Source organism: Candidatus Blochmanniella chromaiodes str. 640 (assembly GCF_000331065.1).
Lineage (GTDB): Bacteria > Pseudomonadota > Gammaproteobacteria > Enterobacterales > Enterobacteriaceae > Blochmanniella > Blochmanniella pennsylvanica.
This window is the reverse complement of sequence record NC_020075.1, coordinates 225,141-251,622: the sequence shown is the minus strand read 5'-3', so window position 1 is coordinate 251,622 and position 26,482 is coordinate 225,141. Positions and strand designations below refer to the sequence as shown.

At 30.7% G+C, this 26,482-nt stretch carries 34 protein-coding genes and 6 tRNA genes; 3 read left to right on the top strand and 37 right to left on the bottom strand.

Features of this window, described 5'->3' with window-relative positions; translation table 11 throughout:
- Positions 1-57 precede the first annotated feature (57 nt).
- The 24 genes from rpsE to BCHRO640_RS00960 all read right to left on the bottom strand — a co-directional run bounded on the left by rpsE (position 58) and on the right by BCHRO640_RS00960 (position 10,189).
- On the bottom strand, positions 58-582 hold the full coding sequence (gene rpsE, locus BCHRO640_RS01075) for a 30S ribosomal protein S5 (RefSeq protein ID WP_011282756.1): 525 nt from the start codon (positions 580-582) through the stop codon (positions 58-60).
- Between the two features lie 15 nt (positions 583-597).
- A complete protein-coding gene (gene rplR / locus BCHRO640_RS01070) occupies positions 598-951 on the bottom strand; it encodes a 50S ribosomal protein L18 (RefSeq protein WP_015344488.1) in 354 nt (117 codons plus the stop codon).
- Positions 952-982: 31 nt separating this feature from the next.
- A complete protein-coding gene (gene rplF / locus BCHRO640_RS01065) occupies positions 983-1,549 on the bottom strand; it encodes a 50S ribosomal protein L6 (RefSeq protein ID WP_015344487.1) in 567 nt (188 codons plus the stop codon).
- Positions 1,539-1,934, bottom strand: a complete 396-nt coding sequence (gene rpsH / locus BCHRO640_RS01060) for a 30S ribosomal protein S8 (RefSeq protein ID WP_011282753.1) — start codon at positions 1,932-1,934, stop codon at positions 1,539-1,541. Before rpsH ends, rplF begins: the two co-directional genes overlap by 11 nt.
- Before the next feature lie 31 nt (positions 1,935-1,965).
- The gene (gene rpsN, locus BCHRO640_RS01055; RefSeq protein WP_011282752.1) at positions 1,966-2,271 is read right to left on the bottom strand and encodes a 30S ribosomal protein S14; all 306 of its coding nucleotides are present in this window, start codon (positions 2,269-2,271) and stop codon (positions 1,966-1,968) included.
- A 32-nt stretch (positions 2,272-2,303) separates the two neighbouring features.
- Positions 2,304-2,843 carry a 50S ribosomal protein L5 gene (gene rplE / locus BCHRO640_RS01050; protein ID WP_015344486.1) on the bottom strand — a complete coding sequence of 180 codons (540 nt, stop codon included), beginning with the start codon at positions 2,841-2,843 and terminating at the stop codon, positions 2,304-2,306.
- Between the two features lie 12 nt (positions 2,844-2,855).
- Entirely contained in the window at positions 2,856-3,176 is a 321-nt protein-coding gene (gene rplX, locus BCHRO640_RS01045; RefSeq protein ID WP_011282750.1) for a 50S ribosomal protein L24, read from the bottom strand.
- A 15-nt stretch (positions 3,177-3,191) separates the two neighbouring features.
- Positions 3,192-3,563 carry a 50S ribosomal protein L14 gene (rplN, locus tag BCHRO640_RS01040; RefSeq protein ID WP_015344485.1) on the bottom strand — a complete coding sequence of 124 codons (372 nt, stop codon included), beginning with the start codon at positions 3,561-3,563 and terminating at the stop codon, positions 3,192-3,194.
- A 120-nt stretch (positions 3,564-3,683) separates the two neighbouring features.
- Positions 3,684-3,938, bottom strand: coding sequence for a 30S ribosomal protein S17 (gene rpsQ, locus BCHRO640_RS01035; RefSeq protein ID WP_011282748.1), 255 nt, complete (start codon positions 3,936-3,938; stop codon positions 3,684-3,686).
- A gap of 14 nt (positions 3,939-3,952) precedes the next feature.
- Positions 3,953-4,165 carry a 50S ribosomal protein L29 gene (rpmC, locus tag BCHRO640_RS01030; RefSeq protein WP_015344484.1) on the bottom strand — a complete coding sequence of 71 codons (213 nt, stop codon included), beginning with the start codon at positions 4,163-4,165 and terminating at the stop codon, positions 3,953-3,955.
- Positions 4,165-4,569 (bottom strand): 50S ribosomal protein L16, encoded by a 405-nt coding sequence (gene rplP / locus BCHRO640_RS01025; protein WP_015344483.1) that lies wholly within the window; start codon positions 4,567-4,569, stop codon positions 4,165-4,167. Before rplP ends, rpmC begins: the two co-directional genes overlap by 1 nt.
- An 11-nt stretch (positions 4,570-4,580) precedes the next feature.
- Positions 4,581-5,288 (bottom strand): 30S ribosomal protein S3, encoded by a 708-nt coding sequence (gene rpsC, locus BCHRO640_RS01020; protein WP_015344482.1) that lies wholly within the window; start codon positions 5,286-5,288, stop codon positions 4,581-4,583.
- 33 nt (positions 5,289-5,321) lie between these two features.
- Positions 5,322-5,651 carry a 50S ribosomal protein L22 gene (gene rplV, locus BCHRO640_RS01015; protein WP_011282744.1) on the bottom strand — a complete coding sequence of 110 codons (330 nt, stop codon included), beginning with the start codon at positions 5,649-5,651 and terminating at the stop codon, positions 5,322-5,324.
- Positions 5,652-5,701: 50 nt separating this feature from the next.
- Positions 5,702-5,983 carry a 30S ribosomal protein S19 gene (rpsS, locus tag BCHRO640_RS01010; protein ID WP_011282743.1) on the bottom strand — a complete coding sequence of 94 codons (282 nt, stop codon included), beginning with the start codon at positions 5,981-5,983 and terminating at the stop codon, positions 5,702-5,704.
- Between the two features lie 26 nt (positions 5,984-6,009).
- Positions 6,010-6,837, bottom strand: coding sequence for a 50S ribosomal protein L2 (rplB, locus tag BCHRO640_RS01005; RefSeq protein ID WP_015344481.1), 828 nt, complete (start codon positions 6,835-6,837; stop codon positions 6,010-6,012).
- A gap of 23 nt (positions 6,838-6,860) precedes the next feature.
- Positions 6,861-7,163 (bottom strand): 50S ribosomal protein L23, encoded by a 303-nt coding sequence (gene rplW, locus BCHRO640_RS01000; protein ID WP_015344480.1) that lies wholly within the window; start codon positions 7,161-7,163, stop codon positions 6,861-6,863.
- The gene (rplD, locus tag BCHRO640_RS00995; protein WP_015344479.1) at positions 7,160-7,792 is read right to left on the bottom strand and encodes a 50S ribosomal protein L4; all 633 of its coding nucleotides are present in this window, start codon (positions 7,790-7,792) and stop codon (positions 7,160-7,162) included. The genes rplW and rplD overlap by 4 nt, the downstream gene beginning before the upstream one ends.
- A complete protein-coding gene (gene rplC / locus BCHRO640_RS00990; protein WP_015344478.1) occupies positions 7,793-8,446 on the bottom strand; it encodes a 50S ribosomal protein L3 in 654 nt (217 codons plus the stop codon).
- Positions 8,447-8,550: 104 nt separating this feature from the next.
- Complete coding sequence (gene rpsJ, locus BCHRO640_RS00985; protein ID WP_011282738.1) at positions 8,551-8,862, bottom strand: 30S ribosomal protein S10; 312 nt, start codon at positions 8,860-8,862, stop codon at positions 8,551-8,553.
- A 322-nt stretch (positions 8,863-9,184) separates the two neighbouring features.
- Positions 9,185-9,655 (bottom strand): bacterioferritin, encoded by a 471-nt coding sequence (gene bfr / locus BCHRO640_RS00980; protein ID WP_015344477.1) that lies wholly within the window; start codon positions 9,653-9,655, stop codon positions 9,185-9,187.
- A 123-nt stretch (positions 9,656-9,778) separates the two neighbouring features.
- A tRNA-Thr gene (locus BCHRO640_RS00975) sits at positions 9,779-9,855 on the bottom strand.
- Between the two features lie 21 nt (positions 9,856-9,876).
- Positions 9,877-9,948: transfer RNA gene (locus BCHRO640_RS00970), tRNA-Gly, on the bottom strand.
- A gap of 72 nt (positions 9,949-10,020) precedes the next feature.
- Positions 10,021-10,102, bottom strand: a tRNA-Tyr gene (locus tag BCHRO640_RS00965).
- A 14-nt stretch (positions 10,103-10,116) separates the two neighbouring features.
- Positions 10,117-10,189: transfer RNA gene (locus BCHRO640_RS00960), tRNA-Thr, on the bottom strand.
- A gap of 267 nt (positions 10,190-10,456) precedes the next feature.
- Between BCHRO640_RS00960 and coaA the strand changes: the two genes are divergently transcribed.
- Complete coding sequence (gene coaA, locus BCHRO640_RS00955; protein WP_015344476.1) at positions 10,457-11,398, top strand: type I pantothenate kinase; 942 nt, start codon at positions 10,457-10,459, stop codon at positions 11,396-11,398.
- A 149-nt stretch (positions 11,399-11,547) separates the two neighbouring features.
- On the opposite strand, the gene BCHRO640_RS00950 is transcribed toward coaA, so the two are convergent.
- The 4 genes from BCHRO640_RS00950 to rluD form a co-directional block, all read right to left on the bottom strand.
- On the bottom strand, positions 11,548-12,411 hold the full coding sequence (locus BCHRO640_RS00950; RefSeq protein ID WP_015344475.1) for a biotin--[acetyl-CoA-carboxylase] ligase: 864 nt from the start codon (positions 12,409-12,411) through the stop codon (positions 11,548-11,550).
- Between the two features lie 106 nt (positions 12,412-12,517).
- Complete coding sequence (gene murB, locus BCHRO640_RS00945) at positions 12,518-13,555, bottom strand: UDP-N-acetylmuramate dehydrogenase (protein ID WP_015344474.1); 1,038 nt, start codon at positions 13,553-13,555, stop codon at positions 12,518-12,520.
- A 328-nt stretch (positions 13,556-13,883) separates the two neighbouring features.
- Positions 13,884-16,460, bottom strand: coding sequence for an ATP-dependent chaperone ClpB (gene clpB, locus BCHRO640_RS00940; protein ID WP_015344473.1), 2,577 nt, complete (start codon positions 16,458-16,460; stop codon positions 13,884-13,886).
- A gap of 282 nt (positions 16,461-16,742) precedes the next feature.
- A complete protein-coding gene (gene rluD, locus BCHRO640_RS00935; protein WP_015344472.1) occupies positions 16,743-17,720 on the bottom strand; it encodes a 23S rRNA pseudouridine(1911/1915/1917) synthase RluD in 978 nt (325 codons plus the stop codon).
- A gap of 124 nt (positions 17,721-17,844) precedes the next feature.
- On the opposite strand from rluD, the gene bamD reads away from it, so the two are divergent.
- Together bamD and BCHRO640_RS00925 are read left to right on the top strand one after the other, a co-directional pair.
- On the top strand, positions 17,845-18,588 hold the full coding sequence (bamD, locus tag BCHRO640_RS00930) for an outer membrane protein assembly factor BamD (RefSeq protein ID WP_015344471.1): 744 nt from the start codon (positions 17,845-17,847) through the stop codon (positions 18,586-18,588).
- A gap of 231 nt (positions 18,589-18,819) precedes the next feature.
- A complete protein-coding gene (locus BCHRO640_RS00925) occupies positions 18,820-19,698 on the top strand; it encodes a prephenate dehydratase domain-containing protein (protein ID WP_015344470.1) in 879 nt (292 codons plus the stop codon).
- Positions 19,699-19,945: 247 nt separating this feature from the next.
- Here the strand turns inward: BCHRO640_RS00925 and tyrA are convergent, their stop codons facing one another.
- From tyrA to BCHRO640_RS00880, 9 genes are all read right to left on the bottom strand, one after another.
- Entirely contained in the window at positions 19,946-21,073 is a 1,128-nt protein-coding gene (tyrA, locus tag BCHRO640_RS00920; protein WP_015344469.1) for a bifunctional chorismate mutase/prephenate dehydrogenase, read from the bottom strand.
- Complete coding sequence (locus BCHRO640_RS00915) at positions 21,070-22,155, bottom strand: 3-deoxy-7-phosphoheptulonate synthase (protein ID WP_015344468.1); 1,086 nt, start codon at positions 22,153-22,155, stop codon at positions 21,070-21,072. Before BCHRO640_RS00915 ends, tyrA begins: the two co-directional genes overlap by 4 nt.
- Positions 22,156-22,659: 504 nt before the next feature.
- On the bottom strand, positions 22,660-23,010 hold the full coding sequence (gene rplS / locus BCHRO640_RS00910; protein WP_015344467.1) for a 50S ribosomal protein L19: 351 nt from the start codon (positions 23,008-23,010) through the stop codon (positions 22,660-22,662).
- A 7-nt stretch (positions 23,011-23,017) separates the two neighbouring features.
- Complete coding sequence (gene trmD, locus BCHRO640_RS00905; RefSeq protein ID WP_015344466.1) at positions 23,018-23,785, bottom strand: tRNA (guanosine(37)-N1)-methyltransferase TrmD; 768 nt, start codon at positions 23,783-23,785, stop codon at positions 23,018-23,020.
- A 26-nt stretch (positions 23,786-23,811) separates the two neighbouring features.
- Positions 23,812-24,381 carry a ribosome maturation factor RimM gene (rimM, locus tag BCHRO640_RS00900; protein ID WP_083865965.1) on the bottom strand — a complete coding sequence of 190 codons (570 nt, stop codon included), beginning with the start codon at positions 24,379-24,381 and terminating at the stop codon, positions 23,812-23,814.
- Positions 24,378-24,614, bottom strand: a complete 237-nt coding sequence (gene rpsP, locus BCHRO640_RS00895) for a 30S ribosomal protein S16 (RefSeq protein ID WP_015344464.1) — start codon at positions 24,612-24,614, stop codon at positions 24,378-24,380. Before rpsP ends, rimM begins: the two co-directional genes overlap by 4 nt.
- Positions 24,615-24,709: 95 nt before the next feature.
- A complete protein-coding gene (gene ffh / locus BCHRO640_RS00890) occupies positions 24,710-26,071 on the bottom strand; it encodes a signal recognition particle protein (RefSeq protein WP_015344463.1) in 1,362 nt (453 codons plus the stop codon).
- Between the two features lie 169 nt (positions 26,072-26,240).
- Positions 26,241-26,314, bottom strand: a tRNA-Arg gene (locus tag BCHRO640_RS00885).
- Positions 26,315-26,328: 14 nt separating this feature from the next.
- A tRNA-Ser gene (locus BCHRO640_RS00880) sits at positions 26,329-26,420 on the bottom strand.
- Positions 26,421-26,482 lie beyond the last annotated feature (62 nt).

Genomic DNA, 26,482 nt, shown 5'->3' with positions numbered 1-26,482 from the left:
ACAGTGCTTATGCTTGGGATATCAGCTTTCTCTGATAAAGCTCCAATCCGAATAAGATTAATAATGTTTAACATAATTATAATAACCTAAAATTTCACTAATAGATTTACCTCTTTTTTCTGCGATCATTTCAGGAGATTTCATGCTTTGTAACGCATTTATAGTCGCACGCACTATATTAATAGGATTTGTAGATCCATAAGCCTTTGCTAATACATTATGTATTCCAACCACTTCTAGTATAGCACGCATTGTAGTGCCGGCAATAATTCCAGTTCCTTCAGAAGCAGGTTGCATATAAATACGAGAACCTGTGTATACCCCCTTAACTGCGTGTTGTAGAGTACCTTTATATAAGGAAATAATTACCATGTTACGACGAGCTTTTTCCATTGACTTTTGAATTGCTGATGGAACTTCACGAGCTTTACCGTAACCAAACCCTACCCGACCATTTGCATCTCCTACCACAGTTAGAGCTGTAAAACTAAAAACACGACCACCTTTAACCGTCTTGGATACTCGATTTACTGTAATTAATTTTTCTTGCAATTCACCAGGCTGTTTATCAGTATATTTCATATTATTTACCTTGTTTTAAAAGCTTAACCCAGTTTGCCTAGCGCAATCAGCCAACATTTTCACTCTACCATGATATTTAAATCCAGAACGATCAAAAGATACATTTATAATACCTTTTTTTATCGCCCGTTCCGCAATAATTTTTCCTACTATAGCTGCAGCTTTTTTATTACTGGTTGTTATTAGTTGACTAGAAATTAATTTCTCCGTAGTAGAAGCTGCAACTAAGACGTTAGAATTATCTTTTGCAATTATTTGTGCATAAATATGCCGACAAGTTCGATGTATCACTAATCTTATAGCATCTAATTTATACAACTTTTTTCGTGTTTTCATAGCTCTTTTGATACGAGCATCTTTTTTATTCATGTTACATGATTCTCTATATAATTGATAATAATTATTTTTTCTTAGTATCTTTGTTATGCACTATTTCATCGATATAACGAATACCTTTTCCCTTAAAAGGTTCAGGAGGGCGAAGTGCTCTCAGGTCTGCAGCAACTTGTCCGATAAGTTGTTTATTTATTCCTGTTAGAATAATTTCGGTTTGACTTGGACACGTTGCTGCGATTTCAGTAGGTAGTATATAGTCAATGGAATGAGATAACCCTATGATTAGGTTGATGATATTATCTTGAATAGATACACGATAACCTATTCCTACTAATTGCAGTGTCTTAGTAAACCCTTTTGTAACTCCAGTAATCATTCCATTAATTAATGCACAGGTTGTTCCTATCAAAGCTTTGTTTTTAACATCAAAACTGTTGCTATAGACCATCAGTTTTGATGCATCATGCAATTGTACATTAACCGATTTGTGTAATATACGAGTCAATGCACCAAGCGTACCTGTAATAGAAATGCTATGGTTTTCTACTATTATATTTACAGTTATTGTTTTAGGAACAGAAATTATCGTTTTACATATATGACGCGGAAATATCTTGGTATTAAGACACATAACATATAATCTCCCCACCAACATTAAGCTGACGAGCTCTATTATCTGTGATTACACCTTTAGAAGTAGAAATTATAATAATACCCATACCAGACATTACCTGAGGTAGCTCCTTTCTCTTTTTATAGATACGTAATCCAGGTCGACTAATACGTTTTATGATATCTATGACGGGTTTTCTTTTTTGATAATATTTTAAAAATACTTCTAGAGTTGGTTTGATGCTATCTTTAATATTATATTTCTGTATAAATCCTTCTTCTACTAATACATGAACAATTGCTACTTTCATTGCAGAAGATGGAGTGCAAACTTTTTCTTTTTTAGAAATTTGCCCATTACGTATAGTAGTTAACATATCCGCGATTGAATCTTGCATACTCATTATAGCTCCAAGCAATAAAATATTGTTACAATTACCAACTAGCTTTCCTTAAACCAGGTATTTCGCCGCGCATGGCAGCTTCGCGTACCTTCATACGGCTCAATCCAAATTTTCTTAAAAAAGCGTGAGGACGTCCAGTATGGCGGCAACGATTACGTCGTCTAGATGGGCTAGAATCACGTGGTAAAGTCTGTAATTTTAAAACCGCATTCCAACGTTCCTCATTAGGAATGCGTTGATCAATAATAATTTTTTTTAGAGAAATACGTTGTGTATAATATTTATTAACTAATTTTAAACGCTTTATTTCACGTGCCTTTATAGATTCCTTGGTCATAATTAACGCTCCTTCTATTTGAAGTAATACGATTATTTTCTAAATGGAAATCGAAATGCAGTTAATAAAGCATACGCTTCATTATCAGAAATGGCGCTAGTAGTAATAGTAATATCCATTCCTCGCATATCATCCACGGTATCATAATCAATTTCTGGAAAGATAATTTGCTCTCGGATTCCAATACTATAATTACCATGCCCATCGAAAGATTTAATAGATAACCCGCGAAAATCACGAATACGAGGCATAGCAATAAAAATCAATCTTTCCAGAAATTCCCACATACGCGAACCTCGTAAAGTTACCTTACAGCCGATTGGTTGCCCTTGACGAATTTTGAAACTAGAGATAGATTTGCGTGCTGTAGTAATTACTGGTTTTTGTCCTGAAATTACCATTAAATCTGCTGTTGCTTTTTCTAAAAGCTTTTTATTGGTAACAGATTTACCTACTCCCATATTAATAGTAATTTTTTTAATTTTAGGCACTTGCATAATAGATCGATAACTAAATTTATGCATTAAATTTTGTATTATATTATTTTTATAATAATCATATAATTTAGCCATATATTATTCCAATCATTTAACTATATCCCCATTAGACTTAAATATACGTATTTTTTTACCATTTTGTATTGTAAAACCTATACGATCTGCTTTATTTAAAGTAGGATTAAATATTGCAATATTAGATAAATCAACGGATGCTTCTTTTTCAATAATGCCTCCTGGTTGATTTTTATTGGGGATAGGCTTTTGATGTTTTTTTACTAAATTTATTCCTGTTACTATAACCCTGCCTTTATTATAAAAAACACACTTTACTTTCCCCTTTTTTCCTTTATCCTTTCCACTTAATACAATAACTTCATCGTTACGTTTAATTTTAGCTGCTGCCATATATAATATTCTCCATTAAAGTACCTCGGGGGCTAAAGAAATAATCTTCATAAATTTTTCGTTGCGTAATTCGCGAGTTACCGGCCCAAAAATACGAGTACCTATAGGTTGGACGTTGGTGTCATTTAATAATACACAAGCGTTATTATCAAATCTAATAATAGATCCATCTAGACGACGTACACCTTTTTTCGTACGTACTACAACAGCTTTTAATACATCGCCCTTTTTCACTTTAGCACGTGGTACTGCTTCTTTAATAGCAACTTTAATAACGTCGCCTATATTAGCATAACGACGACCAGAGCCACCTAACACTTTAATACACATTGCATATCGTGCACCAGAGTTATCGGCAACATTTAAAATAGTGCGTTCTTGAATCACACGATTACTCCACAGTAATGATTGAATTTAAATCTTTAAAAGATATATATATGGTTATATATTTTGATTTATTAGTTCTAATTAAATAGATTACCACTAATTCATATGATTATTATCTTTTTAAAAATTAGATTTTTTGATAATAGAAGTTAATATCCAAGATTTTGTTTTAGAAATAGGACGGCATTCTTGTACTTCAACAAGATCTCCAACATTAGTCTCGTTATTAGGGTCATGTACATGCAGTTTAGTAGTACGTTTAATAAATTTTTCATATGTTGAATGCTTAATTAATCTCTCTATAGAAACAACGACAGATTTATTCATTTTTTTGTTACATACACGACCTAGTAGGATGCGAATCCTATCACTCATGGAATATTCTCCTTTTATACTTTTTTATTATTAGATAAATAATGTTTAATAGATGCTATATTGCGACGTACTTTTTTTAATAAATGCAATTGTTTTAATTGACCTGATTTTGCTTGTATACGTAAATTAAAATGTTCACGTAATACCTTTACTAATTCTGACTGAAGCAATGTAACAGTAATAGTGTCATTTTTTTTTTGATTTAATAATTTGACGATGTTATTCATTATCTTCCTATTAAAGTGGTTTTAACGGGTAATTTTGATGCGCCTAATTTAAAAGCATTATACGCTAGTTCTTTTGGTACTCCATTTATTTCATATAATATTTTTCCTGGTTGTATTAGCGCTACCCAATATTCTACATTACCTTTTCCTTTCCCCATGCGTACTTCGAGAGGTTTTTTAGTAATAGGTTTATCTGGAAACACACGAATCCAGATTTTTCCTTGACGTTTTATAGCATGACTGATGGCGCGTCGTGCTGCTTCAATTTGACAAGATTTTAATCGCCCGCGGCTAATAGCTTTTAAAGCAAATTGCCCAAAACTAATATTGTCGTTTACTTTTGTTCCCCGGTTACGCCCTTTATGCATTTTACGAAATTTTGTGCGCTTTGGTTGCAGAAGCATCATATTATCCTTTATATGCGAGTTTTATGTTTTTTCTTGCTAGAATTATTAATCGTTTGATCTGATGAATATCCTGTATTCAGCAACACATCTCCTAAAATTTCCCCCTTAAAAACCCATACCTTAATTCCAATTATACCATATGTAGTACGCGCTTCTGAAAGACTATAATCAATATCGGCACGTAAAGTATGTAATGGAACTCGTCCCTCTCTGTACCATTCAGTACGAGCAATCTCAGCTCCGCTTAGTCTCCCGCTTACTTCTACCTTAATTCCTTTAGCTCCTAAACGCATAGCGTTTTGTACCACACGTTTCATTGCCCTCCTGAATACTACCCTACGTTCTAATTGAGATGCGATATTATCAGCTAACAGCTTGGCATCTAATTCTGGTTTACGCACTTCAGCAATATTGAGTTGCGTTGGAACCCCAGAAATCCTTGCTATATTTTTACGTAATTTTTCAATATCCTCCCCCTTTTTTCCAATTATAAGGCCAGGTCTAGCTGTATAAACAGTTACTCTTATGCTTTTAGCAGGACGCTCAATAATTATACGGGATACTAAAGCTTTCGAAAGTTTTTGCATCAAAAAATGACGCACTTTAAAATCATTCCCTAAATTGTCAGAAAAATCTTTGTTATTTGCGTACCAGGTAGAATGCCACGTCTTAGTAATACCCAAACGCACACCATTCGGATGTACCTTTTGACCCATTTTTAAATACTCCGTCCGTTTAAATATAATTTTTTAATTAGACACTACTATAGTAAGATGACTTGTTCGTTTCATAATTTTATCTGATCGCCCTTTAGCACGTGGCATAATTCTTTTAATAATAGGACCGCTATCGACAAAAATTTTAATAATTTTTAAATTATTAATATCTGAATTATCGTTATGTTCCGCATTAGCAATAGCTGATTCTAAGGTCTTTTTTACTAATTCGGCGGATTTTTTGTTGGTATACTTTAAGATATCAAGCGCCTGAGATACTTTTTTTCCTCGTATTGTATTAACTACTAAACGAAGTTTTTGAGCAGAAGAACGAATATAACGGCATCTAGAAATTGTTCTCATACCAAAATTCCCTCTATAGTACATCTTATTTTAAGATCATAATCATATTTTTAATAATGTTTTTTTATTTTCTTATCAACTGAATGACCACGATACGTACGAGTTGGAGCAAATTCACCTAATTTATGCCCAACCATTTCGTCTGAAATGAATATGGGTATATGTTGACGTCCGTTATGCACTGCTACAGTTAAACCGATCATTCTTGGAAATATTGTTGACCGCCGTGACCAAGTCCTAATAGGTTTTTTATCACCTGTTTCTATTGCTTTTTCCACTTTTTTTAGAAGATGCAAGTCAATAAATGGCCCTTTCTTAATAGAACGCGACATATACTGTATTCCTAATCCTTCAAATTTTATTTATTACGATGAGACAATATAAACTTATTAGTGCGTTTATTACTACGAGTTTTTTTGCCTTTGGTTTGTATTCCCCAAGGAGACACGGGATGTTTTCCAAAATTTTTGCCTTCTCCGCCTCCGTGAGGGTGATCGATTGGATTCATGGCTGTTCCACGTACAGTAGGACGATTGCCGCGCCATCTATTGGCTCCAGCTTTACCTAGCATACGTAACATATGTTCAGCATTACCAACTTCTCCTATGGTTGCGCGACACTCACAGCGAATCTTTCGTATTTCACCAGATCGCAGACGAAGTATCATATACTCCCCATCACGAGCTACAATTTGTATGTAAGATCCTGCAGACCGGGCTAATTGCCCGCCTTTTCCTGGTTTCATTTCTACATTATGAATAATGGACCCTATCGGAATATTACTCATAGGTAAAGCATTGCCTGGTTTTATTGGAACATTCGCTCCAGAACTTATAAAATCTCCTATTTTTACATCTTTTGGAGCTAAAATATAACGATACTCCCCATCCCTATATGAAAGCAATGCTATATTTGCTGAACGATTTGGATCATATTCTAAGCGTTTAATTACAGCGGAAATCCCATCCTTATTACGCTTAAAATCAATGATTCTATAACGTTTTTTATGCCCCCCTCCTATATGTCGCACAGTAATACGACCGTAATTATTGCGTCCTCCTGATCTATTATTAATTTTATTGGATAATAATGAAGAAAAAGGATTCCCTTTATATAAATCATGGTTCACTAATTTAGTCACATGCCGTCTACCCGGTGAGGTTGGGTTGCATTTAATAATTGGCATCTCTTTTAATCTTCCGTATTCATCTATTCTACTGTATTGATAAAATCAATTTTTTGGCCTTTATCTAAAACAACATATGCTTTTTTCCAGTTGCTACAGCGACCAATTTTATTAGCCTTTCTTTTAGATTTTCCTACTACTATCATAGTGTTTATAGTATTTACTTTCACAGAAAACAACATATTGATAGCATTTTTAATATCTGTTTTAGTTGCATATTTCGCTACTCTAAAAGAAAAAGCATTGTGGCGTTCCAATATAATGGACGTTTTTTCAGAGATATGTGTAGATCTCAGTATTTTTAATAAACGTTCTTGATAAATCATACTAACTGTTTCTCAATTTTCTTGATCACGTTATCGGCAATTAAAGTAACGTTGAAATTTATTAAACTTACTGGATCTATATGCGTTGCGGTACGCACCTCTATTTTATGAACGTTACGTGATGCTAAAAGCAAATTTTTATCCAAAAAATCAGTAAAAATCAATATACTTTTTTTTGAAGTTATTGTTCTTAATTTTTCTAATAATAATTTAGTCTTTGGTTCTTTTATAAACAAATTTCTTACTAAGAATAAACGATTATCACAAACTAATTTAGATAAAATGCTTCTTATTGCCCCTTTGTACATTTTTTTATTTATTTTTTGGGCATATAATTTAGGTTTAGCCGCGAAGGTCACTCCACCAGAACGCCAAATAGGACTTTTTACCGATCCAGAACGTGCGCGACCGGTACCCTTTTGACGCCACGGTTTTTTATTAGAACCCGAAACTTCTGATCGACTTTTTTGCGATCGAGTACCTTGACGAGAATTAGTTAAGTAAGTAGAAATTACTTGATGTATTAATGCCTGATTAAAAGGACACTTAAAAATTTCATCAGATACAGAAAACTTCTCTGAATCTAGAATATTAATTTCTGTTGTAAAATCCCTGACTTCTAATTCCATTTACATTTTCTCTCTAATATTTATTTTAACAGACTTTTTAATAGATAAATTACCGCCAATTGCGCCCGGAACAGCACCTTTAACTAATAATAAATTAAGTTTTACATCTACATTAACAACATCTAAATTTTGTACCGTAACTTTATAATTTCCTAATTGCCCTGCCATTTTTTTGCCCTTAAATACTCTACCAGGAGTTTGATTTTGACCGATAGATCCAGGTGCTCTGTGTGACAGTGAATTACCATGACTTGCATCTTGCATATGAAAATTCCAACGTTTTATTGTACCTGCAAAACCTTTACCTTTAGAAATGCCTGTAATATCAACTTTTTTAACATTTTTAAAAATCTGTATAGTAATAATATCTCCTAATGATAGCTGTGGCATCCCAGATTCTTCGCAACGAAACTCCCACACACCGCGGCCAGCATCAACTCCTGACTTTATCATATGCCCTGTTTCTGGTCTATTAATATGTTTAAAGTTTTTAATGCCAGTAGTTACTTGAACTGCGCAATACCCATCGTTTTCAATATTTTTTATTTGCGTCACACGATGCGGTGTTATTTCAATCATAGTTACAGGGATAGATACTCCATCTTTATCAAACAAACGAGTCATACCCAATTTTTGACCAATTAGACCTTTCATGATTATGGATATAACCTCTCTATTACCTTTAGTACAAAAATTATTAATTTGTATTTTATGTGTAAAATACAAATTAATGCCTATTACGATGCATCTTCTATATGCTAACCGAGACTAATTTGTACGTCTACTCCTGCCGCTAAATCTAAACGCATTAAAGCATCTACCGTTTTATCGGTAGGTTCAACAATATCAATCAACCGTTTGTGAGTTCGTATTTCATACTGATCCCGCGCATCTTTATTTACATGCGGAGAAATTAAAACAGTGAATCGTTCTTTTCTAGTAGGCAATGGAATAGGGCCTCGTACTTGAGCGCCAGTACGTTTAGCAGTCTCTACAATTTCTACGGTCGACTTATCTATCAATCGATGATCAAATGCTTTCAAACGAATGCGGATCCTTTGATTTTGCATAACCTAAAATAGATCCTAAAAATTAGTTATTCATAAACAACTCTACATAAACCTTTTTGTATGTTTCACCCGAAAGCGTTAAATGAACATCTAAAACATCTTCGTATCACACACACATCCAAAATGTAAAACTGTTTTTTATTCCTATCGAACATGCCAATTAATTTTGTTATCATTTTCTGCAATAAAACATTACATAAACTTAGTGTACCAATAAACAAATAAAAAACAAGGCTAACAAGAATAAAATTCAAATTATTACCAGAAAATTTTAATATTAAAAATATTATAAACAATGTATATCATTTTGATAAGTATAAAATTATTTTTTCAACTGTGATTGTATATAATTATGCATACCAATTTTTATCATAAGATTTAGCTCTGTTTCTAAAAAATCAATGTGCTTTTCTTCGTCTTTAAGAATTTGTATCATTATATCCCTAGATACATAATCTTGTATTGAACCAGCGTATTTGATGCCTTTGCGTAAATTTTCGATACTATGAAATTCTAAACTAAGATCAGCACGTAAAATATCTTCAACATTTTTTTTAATATTTAATGGATCAAATTTCCTCAAGGTAGGCATACCTTCTAAAAACAAAATACGTTTTGCATAAAGATCTGCATGATCTAACTCATCCACGCATTCTTGATATTCTATCTTATTAAGGCGTTCTAATCCCCAATTATTAAAAATTTTAGAATGTAAAAAATATTGGTTTACAGCGACCAACTCATCGCTCAACAAACTATTAAGATGGGTAATAATGTGATCGTCTCCTTTCATAACATCTCCTTAGATATGTATCCACATACATTGTATTGTTTAACTGTAAATTATAAATTAAATATTTAAAAAATCATACCTATCTTCTTATTTTTAATAAGAAGATAGGTATACGACGTACGCTGGTGCTGATAAGCAGATTCGAACTGCTGACCTCACCCTTACCAAGGGTGCGCTCTTACCTTCTGAGCTATATCAGCATAATTCAATTACATTATATAAGCGGACAGTGGGAATTGAACCCACATCATCAACTTGGAAGGTTGAGGTAATAACCATTATACGATGCCCACTACTACATAGTAAAATCCGTATTCTTGATATTACAAGAATATATGGTATTTGTTGTTTATGTATAATTAAAATGATGGGGGAAGGATTTGAACCTTCGAAGTCTACGACGACAGATTTACAGTCTGCTCCCTTTAGCCGCTCGGGAACCCCATCAAAAAAGTTGTAGATGCCGGTAAAAGGATTCGAACCTTTGATCTACTGATTACAAATCAGTTGCTCTTCCTATTGAGCTACACCGGCATCATTTTAATATTGTTAAAATAACCATTGATTCTTTCTTAGAAACACACTTTTTGAAACAAACTTCATTAAACTAATATTTTTGAGATAATACAATGGTTTAAAACATTTGTAAAAATAAATTTACTTTAATAAAACTAAAATTATTAGTTATTTCGTAAGCTTCCATTATAATACATAATTATAATTAAATCTTTTATTTTGATCAAGCATTTACATGAAATTTCATTCTATAAGATAAGCATTTATCTATGATAATAGAACAATATGCTACATGTTTCATCTGTTCCATTTTTAACTTTCAATCGCAAGGAATGGTCATCTCTTCAAGAAGAGGTACCATTAATATTATCTCCAAGAGAAATCCTAAATTTAAGAGGAATAAATGATAATCTTTCTATGAATGAAGTAATAGAAATTTATTTACCATTATCTAGCTTGCTTAATCTATATATTTCTTCGCATATAAAACGACAAAATACTTTAAAACAATTTTTAAGTATTCAAAACCAACATATACCATATATTATTGGTATCGTTGGTGGTGTTGCTGCAGGGAAAAGCACTACAGCTAGAGTTTTACAAGCACTGCTTAGTAGATGGACTGAACACCGTGTTGTAGAATTAGTAACAACTGATGGATTTTTGTATTCTAATAAAGTATTAAAAAAACGACATTTAATGAAAAAAAAAGGTTTTCCACAATCTTATGATATGACTAGTTTAGTAAATTTTGTTTCCAAAGTTAAATCTGGAGTTCAATCGATGACAATTCCTGTATATTCTCACATAATATATGACATTATTCCTAATGTTCAACAGGTAATTTATAAACCAGATATTCTTATTTTGGAGGGATTAAATGTTTTACAAACTAATCACGATTATCATCGTGACTTACCTTGTGTTTTTGTATCTGATTTTATTGATTTTTCTATTTATGTTGATGCTCCAGAATATTTATTACAAGAATGGTATATCAATAGATTTTTGAAATTTTGTTACACTACTTTTTCCTATCCTGATTCTTATTTTTATCGTTATACTCAATTATCTAAAAAAAATATAACTTCTATCGCTTCGCAATTATGGACTAAAATAAATAGACTGAATTTGCAAGAAAATATCTTACCGACCCGGGAACGCGCAAATTTAATTTTGAGAAAAGACGTGAATCATATAATAAACAACATTCAATTAAGAAAATAAAAACGATTATAAAAACAATAATTTTTTTCTTTACAGTTATTATAAGTATCGATTTTCATTACTGAAACGTTTGGAGCTAATCATATTATATTACAATAAGCATGGGATTTACGTTAATCAAACGGTTATTGTTATAATTAATATAATTTTTAAGATGTATAAACAGAAATATTATTTCCCGAGTAATAACATACTGAACTTATTTGATCCACTATTAAAGCTCCATGTATATTTATCCCAAGAGCTGTGCCGCATATTGTACGATCCCCAACTAATAATGTGACTGGTTTATTATATAAGCAATCAAAAAATTTCCAATATGTAATAAATGGAGTAAACCCAAAAAGCATAAAATCTTTTAATTTCTTACGTAATACATTAATAAGCGTGGCGACTAAAATATTACGATCAATCATGATCCCAATATCCATTAAGTTAATCCAATTCTTACCAATTTTAGTATTTAATGTTGCATGCGTGCGTATAGATAAATTAATACCAATACCTATTATTATATGAGTAATATTATCAGTTCTTGTTATAATTTCGATTAAAATTCCTGCTAATTTTCGTCCATGAATATACAAATCATTAGGCCATTTAATTTTAATCTGAGATGCGCCCAAATTCTTTAATATCTTTGCCACAACAATACTTATCATTAAACTAAATTCAATCATCGTTGGAGGAATCTTACTCAATTTCCAATAAATAGATAAGCAAATACCTTCTCCAACAGGCGCCACCCAAATTTTATCACGTCTTCCTCTTCCTTGAGTTTGGTGTTCTGTAACGCAAGCATCACCCGATTTTATATATGGAATGTTGTCTATTATATATTGATTGGTTGAATTAACTCTATTTAACACAATTACCCTGCCTTCGGGTAATTGTGTTAAAATCTTAGATTCATTTAAGAAAGGGTAAAATACGGGAAAACTATAATTTTCATTATACCTTAACAAGGTTTTCAAATCTCCAAAAAATAAATTGATATTTATATTTAATTCCATTACATTATACTACGTAAGTATGTTTTTCATTCTATTTTAAGATAAAATTATTAGAAATATATTTAATTTCAAATTTATTAAATAAAATTTATATATCAATTATTTACTACATGAACAATTTTTTTGGATTTATTTCTCCATAATTACCAATTAATCTAACTTCAGGTTGTAAATAAATATTAAACTGATCTGCAACCTTATTATATATGTAAAGAGCTAATGCTGCAATTTCAGTGCCAGTAGCTATTTTTTTGCTATTAATTAATACTAATGCCTGTTTAGGATATATTGCTGCTTCCCCAAAAATATAACCTTTTAGTTGACAATATTCTATTAACCAACCTGCTGATAATTTTATTCTACCATCTTTTTGATAAAAATAAGGCATATTTGGATAAATTTGAAATAAGCAGCGTGCTGTTTTAATATCTATTATTGGATTTTTAAAAAAACTACCAGCATTTCCTACTAAAGCAGGATCTGGTAATTTTTTATGTCTAATTATACAAATAAAGTTAAAAATTTGACGGGGTGTAATATGAAATTTGTCTAAATGAGCTAATTCATGATAATCTAATATGGGTTTCCACTTTTTACATAATCTTAATCCTACAGATACAATAGCATATTTCTCCAAACAATTTCTAAAAATACTATCTCTATATTTGAAATCACATTCAGAACAAGTGAACCGAATTTTTTTTCCACTATATAAATCTATAGCATCTACATACTCACATATTTGTGATAACTCAACGCCGTAAGCCCCAATATTTTGAATTGGAGCAGCCCCCACATACCCTGGAATACATGCTAAATTTTCTAGCCCCGGTATATTTTTTTTGATAGTATGAACTACTAATTCGTCCCATTTTTCTCCAGCTCCAACATGGAGTTGCCATGCCGTTTTATTTTCTGTAATAAAAATACCTTTTATCCTATTTAATAATATTGTTCCAGCATAGTTTTCTAAAAATAAAATATTACTACCGCCTCCTAAAATAAGAACAGGTTTTCCTTTTCGATAAGCTTTCCTCCAAAACTTTAATAACGTATATTCATGATGTGCTGTTACTACACTTTTAGCAAATGCGTTAACTGAAAAGGTATTTAATGATTTTAATTGAAAAGGATGCTCATACATTTATTTATTTTAAACAAAAATATTTGATATATTATTTTTATAATAATTATTGAATTTTATTCACACATCGATTCATAATTTCAATTATACTAAAAATATAATTGTATTATTTTATTTTTCAGTTGCTGTAGAATTTCGATTCTTATCTTTTTATGATTATAAAAATCATTATTTAACTTATAGTTTGCAACATAAATTATGAATAAAGATATATACTATATTATACGAGAACATGAAAAACGAGCATTACATATCAATATATATATGATTGCTTATTAAAATTATTTAAAATTTCTTAAATAATTTCATGTTAGAAACATTTAAAATTTCATTGAATAAAGACGATTGTATTATTTACAATATCTAAAGTAATTTTTTTACCTGGCAGCAATTTCCCAGATATTATCTTTTGAGATAATGCATTTTCAATGTGTTGTTGTATAGCACGCTTTAATGGGCGTGCACCGTATACTGGATCAAATCCAATTTTTGATAAAAATACCAAGACTGCGTTAGTAATATTAGTATTCGGATATCCTTTTTCTTCTAAACGATCACATAATCGCTGTAGTTGAATACTAGCAATTTTCATAAGATGTTCAGTGCTAAGTGGATGAAACACTACTATTTCATCTATCCTATTAACAAATTCTGGACGAAAATGTTGATTAACTATGTTTAATACTGCAACTTTAACTTCTTGATAATCTACAATCCCAAAACGTTTTTGAATGAAATCTGACCCTAAATTAGATGTCATAATGATGACAGTATTATTAAAATGTACTGTACGTCCATGCCCATCTGTTAATCGTCCATCGTCTAAGACTTGTAATAGTACATTAAAAATTTCTGAATGCGCTTTTTCTATTTCATCTAACAAAATAATAGAATACGGTCTACGACGGATTGATTCAGTCAAATATCCTCCTGATTCATACCCAATATAACCAGGAGGAGCTCCTAACAATTTTGATACAGAATGCTTTTCCATAAATTCAGACATGTCAATACGCACCATTGCTTTATTGGTATCGAAAAGAAAGATAGACAATGCCTTGCACAATTCAGTTTTTCCTACTCCAGTAGGCCCCAAAAACATAAACGAACCAATTGGACGTTTAAGATCTGATAACCCAGAACGACTCCGACGAATAGCATGAGATATTGCCTTTACTGCTTCGTGTTGCCCAACAACTAATTGATGCAAAGAATGTTCCATATCTAATAATTTATCTTTTTCACTTGCTAACATGCGAGACACGGGAATACCAGTCCAACGAGATAATACTGCGGCAATTTCTATATCAGTAACACGATTTCGTAAAAGACGTATCTTTTTATAATTAGATTGCAAGATTGTAGATAATTTTTTCTCTAATTCTGGAATCTTACCATATTGTAATTCAGACATACGAGCTAAATCACCAACACGGCGTGCTTGGTCAATAGCAATTTTTGCTTGTTCTAAATCAGATTTAATGCTTTGAGCGTTAGATAAAGAAACTTTTTCTTTTTTCCATTCTTTTTCAAGATTAATATAATTTTTTTCTTTCTGAATTAATTCAGTAGTTAAAAGATTTAATCGTTTCATGCTAGCATCATCTGATTCTTTTTTTAATGCTTGTTGTTCTAATTTTAACTGTATAATACGCCGTTCTAATCTATCTAATTCTTCTGGTTTAGAATCTATTTGTATGCGAATGCTAGAAGCAGCTTCATCAATCAAATCAATGGCTTTATCAGGTAACTGACGATCAGAAATATATCGATGTGATAAAATTGCAGCAGCCACTATCGCTGGATCAGTAATATGAACATTGTGATGCAATTCGTAACGTTCTTTTAACCCACGAAGAATAGCTATAGTATCTTCCACGCTAGGCTCAGAAACAAATATTTTTTGAAAACGTCTTTCTAAAGCTGCATCTTTTTCAATATATTTACTATATTCATCAAGTGTAGTTGCTCCTACGCAATGCAACTCACCTCTAGATAGTCTTGGTTTAAGCATATTACTTGCATCCATTGCGCCATCAGTTTTACCTGCTCCAACCATAGTATGCAATTCATCAATGAATAAAATGATATTACTATCTTCTTTAGATACATCACTTAATACGCTTTTTAAACGTTCTTCAAACTCTCCCCTATATTTTGTTCCTGCTAATAGTCCTCCCATATCTAAAGCTAATACGCGACTATGTTTTAATCCTTCCGGAACTTCACCATTAATAATACGTTGTGCCAATCCTTCCACAATAGCAGTTTTTCCTACTCCAGGTTGTCCGATAAGAACAGGATTATTTTTAGTACGTCTCTGCAACACCTGAATAGTACGACGAATTTCTTCATCTCGACCAATAACAGGATCAAGATTACCTTGTTCTGCAAATTTAGTTATATCTACAGTAAATTTTTGTAACGCTTGACGTTGAGATTCTGATTGTTGATTATCAACTAAGTGATTATTGCGTATATAGCTTGTTGATTTTTTTATATTTTCTGGAGATACTCCGGATTTTTTTAATAAATCATTTAATGCTCCATGAGATTCAATGGCTGCTAGAACGAACATTTCTGACGCAATAAAAGTATCATTATGTTTTTGTGCTAATTTATTACATAAATTTAATATTCTAATTAAATCATGAGAACATTGAATATCTCCCCCAATACCTTCTACCTTTGGTACACGATCACATGCCTCTTCAACTAATATAGTGAACTGAAGCATATTAAACCCCGCGCGCTCCAGTATCTGATATACTGATCCATTTTTTTCTTTTAAGAAAGCGAGCATCACATGAATGGGTTCAACAAATTGATTATCTTTTCTAAGTGCTATAGATTGAGCATCAGAAATAGCTAATTGAAAATCATGAGTAAAATGATCCAACCGCATAATATTCATTTTCCTCTTATAAATAATATAAAAATACCTGTAGTCCAGTATATGCCTATCGATATGGCGATTAGGTACTTAAAATTCAAGCATCTAAACCACTGGAATAAAAATATATTTTTATTCACCTAAAGAGCAATACAACTATAAATTTATAAATATATGATATTTCACTACAGTGAGTTTAAGATGTGATTTTCGAGCGAAAAATTACAAGTCCATGACTATATTCAGTAACGATTGTACACAAAAAATCTCTATCATAAGATATATATAATAATGCTATTTAAAATGTCTTTCATTTTTTCTTAATATATTTATTAATTTTATAATATCCTTTGGTAAAGGCACATCCCATTTCATTTTTATTCTAGTAATAGGATGACATAATTGCAATGTAGCTGCATGTAATGCTTGGCGATTTAAAACATGTAAACAGTCATTGACTGTATCAGATACACCTTTAATGAAATAAGTTGATTTTCCGTATTTATGATCTCCTAGCAATGGATGATTAATGTAAGCCATATGTACACGAATTTGATGAGTTCTTCCAGTTTCAAGACGTACACGAATTCTAGTATACATTCCAAATGATTCTATAATAGAATAGTGAGTTATGGCCGATTTTCCCATAGGATTAACTGTCATGCGAGTACGATGAACAGCATGTCTTCGAATAGGTTGATTGATTGTCCCTTCATTATGCAAAAAATTTCCGAGAACTACCGCGTCATATTCCCTAACAATTTTTCTTTTTTTGAATAATCGTAACAAACTGTGATATGCAATCATGTTTTTAGCGACGACCATTAAACCAGTGGTGTCCTTATCTAACCGTTGAACAATACCTGATCGGAATACTTCTGTGATAGCTGGATATTTATATAACAAAGCATTTAGTATAGTACCTGAATGGTTGCCAGCGCCAGGATGAACTACCATATTTTTTGCTTTATTTATTACTACAATATCATCGTCTTCATATACAATATCAAGAGGAATATCTTGAGGAACTATACTATTATTATCGATATTAACAATATCTTTTATTTCAATGAATTCACCGCCCATCATTTTTTTTTTAGGTATAATAACCGTCTGATTATTAACGTTTACTTTTTTAGAAAGGATCCAACATTTTATTTTAGAACGTGAATAATTTGGTAGTAATTCAGAAAGAATACAATCTAATCGTTTTCCAGATTGCGATGCCTGCACAATCATAGGTTTTATAATGTAAGATTCAGGTGTTATCATATTAATATGCGGTTGAATACTAAATTCAACCAAATTGTTGTATGCTGCATTCATTTAAATAAACGTACATACATATTATTTGCTAATATCTACATACTACTAAGGAGTATTAATAAAAAATTTTATGAGACGTATTCAATACTATATAATGATAATATTAATTATTAGTATCATTATGATTTCTTATGCCTCTGCTTCTGTTAACATTGTAAATGATGCTACTTATAATCTTTACAAATCCGCTCAAAACAAATTGTATAATGCTGATTATAAAGAAGCTACACAGGATTTGATGAATTTACTAAATTTATATCTATTAGATCCTTGTCCGCAACAAATTTATTTAGACTTAATTTATGCTTATTACAAATTAAACGATTTAAAATCTGCAAATAATTATATAGAACATTTCTTTAAATTATATCCTAATCATAAACATTTTGATTATGTATTATACATGCATGGCGTAATCAACATGTGCTTAGATGAAGATAATAAAAAATTAATAAAATATTTAAATATAAACTGGTTTGATCGTAATCCCGTGTATGCATGTATAGCATTCCATACCTTTGTAAGACTTATACGCCAATATCCAGATAGTCAATATTCTTTAGACGCTTACAAACGTTTAATTTTTTTAAAAAATAGAGTAGCTGAATATGAACTTTCCATTGTGAAATTTTATTCTAAAAAACATGCTTATATATCAGTAATAGCTCGTGTAGAAAAAATGTTATATCACTTTCCAGATACTCAAGCAACTCGTAAAGCACTGTATTATATGCAGCAAGCTTATCAAAATATATATTTGCCAGATCAAGCTAAAAAAGTAGCAAAAATCATTACTGCTAATCCAGTATATTAAATATACTCTTTTATAAATATGATATCTATATCTATTTTTGTAGATATCATATGATTGATACAATGTTTAAAACATGTATTAATTAAATTAATAATATAATATACATAAGGAATGTAATATTCATCCATATAAATAAATATTAATTTATAATGATACTGTTGCACTACGGAAACTGCAATTATCTAAAAATGTTATATTTGAATATTAAATATTACGGTAATGAATTTTATTATGATTTATAAATCTACAGTGCATATAGCATTTTTGGGTCCTAAGGGATCATATTCTCATATTGCCGCTATGCAATATGCTAGTAGCCGTCATTTTAATCAAGTAGTAGAACATAGCTGTCGAAGATTTGATGATATTTTTAATTTAGTAGAATGTGATCATGCAGAATATGGTGTAGTTCCCATCGAGAATTCTAATTCTGGATTAATTGATGAAATAGGCGATTTATTACTAAACACCCGATTGTCGTTAGTAGATGAAATTACTATTCCTATAAAGCATTGTATTTTAGTCAATAATCATACTGATATAAATCAAATTCAAATTATATACAGTCATCCTCAACCCGTTCAACAATGCAGTGAATTTTTAAAACATTTCTTGACATGGAAAATTGTATTCTGTGAAAGTAGCGCAGTTGCCATGGAAATAGTATCTAAATTAAATCAATCTAATTTAGGAGCTTTAGGCAATAAACAAGGAGGCCAATTTTATGGATTGCATTCACTATTGACATATAATCTCTCTAATTCTCATAAAAATACAACTAGATTTATTATTTTAAAAAATACAAATATTGCAATTTTTAATCATTCTATAACCACAAAAACTATTCTTATTATTTCTGTTCAAGAGCAATCAGAGAAATTATGCGAAATATTAAAAGTATTACACTTTTACAATACTAAAATAACTTATTTAAGACCACGTCTTTTATCATACGAGAGACCGAGAAACATAGTTATTATTGAATTGATGGCGCACATAAATAATGTATACATACAACATATTCTTATAGAATTACAAAAAATTACCTATTCATTGAAAATATTAGGTTGTTATCAAGTGACGCCGCCTACTAATGTAGTTTTCCATTAAAATGAAAAATTGTTACAATTATATGTTGTTAACTATATTCTTCACAAGCTAAATACAGAAAATAATAAATATGTGATCATATAGTATTATTTCAACAATATTAAAAAACAAATACACATATTAGTATACTAAATAATATTTAAATTAAAAAATTATCTTATATAGAAAACTCTTGGATCTAAATAAATAGATTTAATCAAAAATTATTAAATATAATTACAATAATTATTAAAAATTATTATTTACTCTATAAATTATCTTTATAATTATCAATTTGACGCAATATTTTACGACTTTCTTTAAAAAAAAGATCGGTATATGAACCATACCAATTTTGAATTTTTTTAAATTGATCAATAAATTCTTGTTTTTTATTCCGTTCTAATAATATCAAAATCCTACCTAATCTCCTATAATAACGTTTAATTAATATAAGATTGTTTTTGGAATTCATGATGATGTCTGCATATAACTGAGGATCTTGAGCAAATAATCTCCCTATTGTTATTAGTTTTAATCGAAATGTTGGTGAAGAAATAGACAGCATTTGTTTTAAATTAACGTTTTCTTTTGAAAAATAATATCCAGTTACAAATGTAATAAAATAACATAATCCTTGCATAATGCTCATATATTGATCATGTTCTGTTGTATTGCAGAAATGTAACCTTGCGCCCCACAATTGTATTTGTTCTAATAACCATTGATACGATTCTGGAGAACGTCCTTCGCAGTAAATTACTACTTGTTTTACCATACTTCCATGGTCTGGGTTAAACATAGGCTGTAATCCTAATACTGGACCACCATGCATAGCTAATATAGCATTTAAGGATATTTTTTTTACAGATGATAAATCTACTATAATGCAGTTTGGAGGTAAATATGATAATTTACCAACTACATCAGTAACGGAATGAATAGGAACGCTGATTATCACCATACCGGCATCTGTCAGCATTGACTGTGCATGTACCCAGTCATCTTTATCTAAAATCCTTATTTTATATCCAGATAAAGTCAACATTTTAGAAAAAAATTGCCCCATTCGCCCTTTTCCACCAATTATAACGACTGGGCCTAAATTTGGATGCAACGTTTTAAATCCTTTTTCATTTTCATTATAATAAGATTCACTTATAATACGACGCAATATATCTTCTACTAAATCTGGAGAAATACCCAATTCTAATGCTTCTCGCCTCCGACAGGCAACCAACATTTCTTCTCTATCTGGTGAATAAATAAATAATCCATAACGACTTTTTATTTCTCCTACTTCAGAGACTAAAGAAAGTCGTTTAGATAATAACTTTAATAAATTCTGATCTATTTTATCGATGCTGTTTCGCAAAATATTTAGTTCCTTTGTCATACCATTCCAGCTCCTGATATACGATTGATAAGAAATGGTTTTAATTCTTTATGCAAATCATACAGTAAATGTTTGGTTGTTTTCCAATCTATACACGCATCGGTAACTGATACTCCGTATTGCGTTGTAGAAGATGATAAATTTATAGATTGATTACCAGAATAAATATAACTTTCAATCATCAATCCAATAATAGAACGGTTTCCATATTTAATTTGATGTGAAACGGACCGTGCTACATCAATTTGGCGACGATAGTCTTTGTTAGAATTACCATGACTGCAATCTACCATTAATGCTAAAGGCAATCCTGCTTCTGTTATTTTCTTTTCACAACCAATAATATCTTCCGGATAATAATTAGGATTTTCTCCTCCTCGTAAAATTATATGAGCATTAAGATTACCTTTAGTATGCAGTAAACATACCTGGCCAGATTGATTGATACTAATGTAACGATGAGGCATCATTGCAGCATGTATCGCGTTAACTGCATTAGAAAAATTCCCGCTGGTGCTATTTTTAAAGCCTACAGGCGTATACAATCCAGAAGCTATTTCTCTATGTATTTGAGATTCCGTAGTACGCGCTCCAATAGATGACCAACTGAAGAGCTCTCCAATATATTGTGGAATATATGGATTTAATACTTCAGTAGCAAGTGGTAATCCAATTTTTATTAATTTCACCAACATATGTCGAGCAATCTTTAAACCCAATTCAATATCGTTGGAGTCATTCATATGCGGATCGTTAATTAATCCTTTCCAACCAATACTAGTACGAGGTTTTTCTAAATATACACGCATAACGATATATAATTGATCTTGCAATTCTGTTGATAAAGTTTTCAATTTACCAGCGTAATCAAAAGCAGCATTGACATCATGAATAGAACAAGGACCACATATCACCAGTAGGCGCGGATCGCGTCTATGAATAATATTCATAATTATATTTTGAGAATCCAAAATGGTTTTCTGTTCCAAATGTGTTACAGGAAATTGAGTTTTTAATTGCTCAGGAGTAATTATTGAATATGTGTTATTAACATAGATACTGTTACGCTCATTTTTCTGCATATTATTATCCTTAATATAATTATGTATTATATAATAAATTCGTAAAACTTTAATGATCATTAAAAATGATAATATATATATCATATTATGATACACATATAAAACTAATGTAAATATAGTTTTATATTATTATTGTCAATAAATTATTATAAGTTAATTAACTGAGTTACATTTAATTTTTGAATTTATATGAGATTCTTTTAACAATATAAGCACACGTATCTGGGTGGTTATATTGTTACTCATACAACATATAGTATGGAATAACACATAGTATGGAATGTAGTTTTTAAAATTTTAATACATAATATTATATTATTTTAACGATACATGACTTTTTAAAAATTTAAATATTAAAATATTTTGAATTAATTAATTATATTATAAAAAACAAATATACCGAATGATTATAAAACTAATTTACAATCAACAAAATGATTATAAAATTCTAAATGCTTAATATATGTATTAAACTTATATTAAATATTTTTAAGAAAAAATGTATCATGAATTCATACGTACTTTGATTCGTGCAGATTTTCCGCTAAGATTACGTAAATAATATAACTTAGCACGACGAACGATACCAAATCGTTTAATTTTAATCTCTTCAATCACAGGAGAATGTGATTGAAATACTCGCTCTACACCTTCTCCGCTAGAAATTTTCCTTACAGTAAACGCAGAATGTAATCCGCGGTTTTTAATAGAAATAACTACGCCTTCAAAAATTTGTAGGCGTTTTTTACTACCTTCAATGACCCATGTTTTCACTTCCACTGTATCACCTGGATGTAAGTGCGGTATATTTTTTTTCATTTGTTTTTTTTCGAAATTATTTATTAATTCGTACATATATATATTATTTCCTAGTTTTTTTATTTAAAGATAGCAAGTATTCACTTTTAAATTCAGAAAGTAAATTTTTTTCCTCATTAGTTAATTGTGTATAATTAAGCAAATCTGGCCTTTTAATCCAAGTACAACCCAAAGCTTGTTTTTGTTTCCAACGATGAATTTCATCATGATTTCCTGATAATAATACCGACGGTACTTTCATGCCGTCAAAAGTTTCTGGTCGTGTATAATGTGGGCAATCTAATCTTTCTTTGGAAAAAGAATCTGATTCTTTTGAATCTTGATTTCCTAATACGCCAGGCAGAACTCTAGATATCGTATCTATTAATACCATTGCTGCTAACTCTCCTCCGCTAAGTATATAATCTCCTATAGACCACTCTTCGTCAATTTCCGTTTGAATTAATCTTTCATCAATGCCTTGATATCTACCACAAACTAAAATTAATTTCTGATTATCATATGCTAACTTATATACATATTTCTGCTTTAGCTTTCTTCCTTGAGGAGAAAGATAAATCACTTTAATATTATTTCCTAATTCATTTTTCGCTTGATTGATTGCATTTCTCAGGGGTTCAATCATCATTAACATGCCCGGTCCTCCTCCATAGGGACGGGCATCTACGCTGTGGTGTCGATCATATGTAAACAGACGTGGATTCCACAATTTTATGGAAAGAATACCCCTTCGAATTGCTCGACCTACTATTCCATAACGAACAATAGATTGAAACATATCTGGAAATAAAGTAATCACACCTAACAACATATTTTTTTATACTTTATTTTAAAAAACTAAAAATTAGGATCCCAATCTACAGTAACAGTACGTGTAACAAGGTTAATATTTTTAATGACTCTCTTGATAAGAAAAGGAATAAGGCAATTTTTGATTTTACAAAGATTATATTGACACATTTTTACTACCAAAACATCATTTGCTGTAGTCTCTATTATACTGATAATTTCTCCTAAAAGACTCCCTTGTACAGTGATTACTACACATCCTATTAAATCTTTCCAATAATATTCATCATCATTTATACATGGAAATTGTGTTTCATCAATAATAATATTGCAACGACTTAATGACTGAGCAGAATTTCTATTTGAGACTCCTCGTATTTTAACAATATAACGTTTCCCAATTAGTTTCCATTTATCTAAAAAAATTTCTTTCCATGTAGATTGGACGATAATAAAATACGGACTATAATAAAATATATTATCATTTTTTTCAGTAAATGATAATATTCGTACCCACCCCAATATACCATATGCTCCTATTATTCTTCCTATTACTACGGGATGAAGAGGCGGGATCATAACATCTTCTTTATTTATTGAATATTCATCATGTTTCACAAATTCTTTATTAATTTTAAAACACGATCAGATGGACTCGCTCCTTTGTGTAACCAATATTTTACACGTTCTAAATTTACACGTAATCCTGTACGATTACCAAATTTAATTGGACTAAAAAACCCAACACGTTCAATAAAACGCCCATCACGTGCATTTCTACTGTCAGTAATAACTATGTGATAAAAAGGAGTTTTTTTATGACCTCCTCGCGCTAATCTAATTCTTACCATAAGTGTATAACCTTAAATTAATAACTAAAAAACCAACAAACTCAGCGTAATAAAGAGCATGAGCATATCTAGCAATTTCAACAATAAAATATTTTTTAATTAATTGTAAATTTAGATGATATTTTATTTTTTAATGTACGTATCATTTGAAATATTTCATTTTTATTTATTTTCTGTATTGTAATACGTATATGATTAAACGTGTTTAGTAACTTTGTGACATCTTGTACATGTACTCCAGATCCATTAGCAATACGTTTTTTTCTAGATCCAGTAATTATTTTTGGATTCATACGTTCTTTCACAGTCATAGAGTTAATTATGGATTCCATACGTATGAATGTATTGTCATGTGTATATGATTGAATATTATCTAAGTTTACTCCTAGATTAAGAGGTAATTTACCTATTATTTTATTAATTCCTCCCATACCACGTATTTGTTTTATATAACCTAAAAAATCATATAAATTAAAGTCTACACTATTTTTATTAATATATTTTTTTTCTTTAACCCATTTTGATTGGTTATCAATATCTTCGATTAACGAAAGTATATCGCCCATTCCAAGTATGCGTCCAGCTATTCTATATGAATTGAAAGGCTCTAATGCATCAATTTTTTCTCCTGTTCCTATGAATTTTATAGGTTTTCCGGTAAGATATTTAACAGATAAAGCCACTCCTCCACGTGAATCCCCATCTAACTTAGTTAAAATAATTCCGGTTAATGGCAAATTTTTATTGAACACATTTATACTATTAATAGCTACTTGTCCAATCATAGAATCTACAATGAATAAAGTTTCTATTGGATTAACACAGCTATGCATTTCAGCTAGTTCTGAAAGCAAACAATCATCTGTGTCTAAACAACCAGCAGTATCTATTAACAAAACATCATAAGATAATGATCTTGATACAATGGATGCTGCTTTCAGTATATCAATTGGTTTATTCCGAACATTACAATCTTCAAAAAAAATTATATCTTCAGATTTTATCAACGATTTTAATTGTTGCACACCTGCCGGTCTATATACGTCAGTTGACGCTACTAATATTTTTTTATTTTTTTTGATTTTCAAAAATTTCGCAAGTTTTCCGGTAGTAGTAGTTTTTCCAGAACCTTGTGCACCTACTATTAATATTATTGATGGTGTTTGAGTATTTAAATTTAAATTATTGGATCCTTCTCCCATAATTTTTACTAAAGAGGCATGCATAATTTTAATAAATTCTTGACCCGGAGTTAAATGTTTGTTTATATCGCTTCCTATTATACCTTCTTTAACTGTATTAACAAAACCGTGTACTACAGGTAATGCTACATCTCCTTCTAGTAAGGCAATCTTAACCATATTTAAAGTTTCTTTAATATTGTTTTCTGTTAAACGCCCAGAACCAACAATATTGCGTATTGATTGTGATATTTTATTGGATAATTTTTTAAACATCTCTATGGCTCAAAATCAAAGCAAACACACGAACAAATTTATTATATATTCATACTGAGTTAGAATAAACACAATCTTTAATATTTTTAGTTTTTCATTGCAATGAAAAATTGTTTTTATAACTAATTAATTAAATTTTTACTATTCAATAATTTTAAATGTCAAACAATACACCCGAGAGGATTCGAACCTCCGATCGCTCGGTTCGTAGCCGAGTGCTCTGTCCAATTGAGCTACGGGTGCATCGTCACTACTAACAGTGAGGGAGGGATTTGAACCCTCGACACAGTGTTAAGAACCATATACTCCCTTAGCAGGGGAGTGCCTTCAGCCACTCGGCCACCTCACTGAATTTTCTATCCATTCCAGTTATTGGCTATTTTGTTCTTTCTTATGATCAAAAACTCCCTG

Coding starts and splice junctions, on each gene's coding strand:
- rpsH (WP_011282753.1), bottom strand. CDS start 1,934: ATGAGTATGCAAGATTCAATCGCGGATATGTTAACTACTATACGTAAT.
- rplP (WP_015344483.1), bottom strand. CDS start 4,569: ATGCTTCTGCAACCAAAGCGCACAAAATTTCGTAAAATGCATAAAGGG.
- rpsS (WP_011282743.1), bottom strand. CDS start 5,983: ATGTCGCGTTCTATTAAGAAAGGGCCATTTATTGACTTGCATCTTCTA.
- rpsN (WP_011282752.1), bottom strand. CDS start 2,271: ATGACCAAGGAATCTATAAAGGCACGTGAAATAAAGCGTTTAAAATTA.
- murB (WP_015344474.1), bottom strand. CDS start 13,555: ATGTATGAGCATCCTTTTCAATTAAAATCATTAAATACCTTTTCAGTT.
- rplW (WP_015344480.1), bottom strand. CDS start 7,163: ATGATTTATCAAGAACGTTTATTAAAAATACTGAGATCTACACATATC.
- trmD (WP_015344466.1), bottom strand. CDS start 23,785: ATGTTGTTAGGTGTGATTACTTTATTTCCAGATATGTTTCAATCTATT.
- rpsE (WP_011282756.1), bottom strand. CDS start 582: ATGAAATATACTGATAAACAGCCTGGTGAATTGCAAGAAAAATTAATT.
- rplC (WP_015344478.1), bottom strand. CDS start 8,446: ATGAAAGGTCTAATTGGTCAAAAATTGGGTATGACTCGTTTGTTTGAT.
- tyrA (WP_015344469.1), bottom strand. CDS start 21,073: ATGACAAAGGAACTAAATATTTTGCGAAACAGCATCGATAAAATAGAT.
- BCHRO640_RS00925 (WP_015344470.1), top strand. CDS start 18,820: ATGATTTATAAATCTACAGTGCATATAGCATTTTTGGGTCCTAAGGGA.
- rpsQ (WP_011282748.1), bottom strand. CDS start 3,938: ATGAGTGATAGGATTCGCATCCTACTAGGTCGTGTATGTAACAAAAAA.
- rpmC (WP_015344484.1), bottom strand. CDS start 4,165: ATGAATAACATCGTCAAATTATTAAATCAAAAAAAAAATGACACTATT.
- ffh (WP_015344463.1), bottom strand. CDS start 26,071: ATGTTTAAAAAATTATCCAATAAAATATCACAATCAATACGCAATATT.
- rplV (WP_011282744.1), bottom strand. CDS start 5,651: ATGAGAACAATTTCTAGATGCCGTTATATTCGTTCTTCTGCTCAAAAA.
- rplS (WP_015344467.1), bottom strand. CDS start 23,010: ATGTACGAATTAATAAATAATTTCGAAAAAAAACAAATGAAAAAAAAT.
- rplB (WP_015344481.1), bottom strand. CDS start 6,837: ATGCCAATTATTAAATGCAACCCAACCTCACCGGGTAGACGGCATGTG.
- bfr (WP_015344477.1), bottom strand. CDS start 9,655: ATGAAAGGAGACGATCACATTATTACCCATCTTAATAGTTTGTTGAGC.
- BCHRO640_RS00915 (WP_015344468.1), bottom strand. CDS start 22,155: ATGCAGAAAAATGAGCGTAACAGTATCTATGTTAATAACACATATTCA.
- rplE (WP_015344486.1), bottom strand. CDS start 2,843: ATGGCTAAATTATATGATTATTATAAAAATAATATAATACAAAATTTA.
- coaA (WP_015344476.1), top strand. CDS start 10,457: ATGCTACATGTTTCATCTGTTCCATTTTTAACTTTCAATCGCAAGGAA.
- rplR (WP_015344488.1), bottom strand. CDS start 951: ATGAATAAAAAAGATGCTCGTATCAAAAGAGCTATGAAAACACGAAAA.
- rpsJ (WP_011282738.1), bottom strand. CDS start 8,862: ATGCAAAATCAAAGGATCCGCATTCGTTTGAAAGCATTTGATCATCGA.
- BCHRO640_RS00950 (WP_015344475.1), bottom strand. CDS start 12,411: ATGGAATTAAATATAAATATCAATTTATTTTTTGGAGATTTGAAAACC.
- bamD (WP_015344471.1), top strand. CDS start 17,845: ATGAGACGTATTCAATACTATATAATGATAATATTAATTATTAGTATC.
- clpB (WP_015344473.1), bottom strand. CDS start 16,460: ATGCGGTTGGATCATTTTACTCATGATTTTCAATTAGCTATTTCTGAT.
- rplX (WP_011282750.1), bottom strand. CDS start 3,176: ATGGCAGCAGCTAAAATTAAACGTAACGATGAAGTTATTGTATTAAGT.
- rpsP (WP_015344464.1), bottom strand. CDS start 24,614: ATGGTAAGAATTAGATTAGCGCGAGGAGGTCATAAAAAAACTCCTTTT.
- rplD (WP_015344479.1), bottom strand. CDS start 7,792: ATGGAATTAGAAGTCAGGGATTTTACAACAGAAATTAATATTCTAGAT.
- rluD (WP_015344472.1), bottom strand. CDS start 17,720: ATGATAACACCTGAATCTTACATTATAAAACCTATGATTGTGCAGGCA.
- rplF (WP_015344487.1), bottom strand. CDS start 1,549: ATGTGTCTTAATACCAAGATATTTCCGCGTCATATATGTAAAACGATA.
- rpsC (WP_015344482.1), bottom strand. CDS start 5,288: ATGGGTCAAAAGGTACATCCGAATGGTGTGCGTTTGGGTATTACTAAG.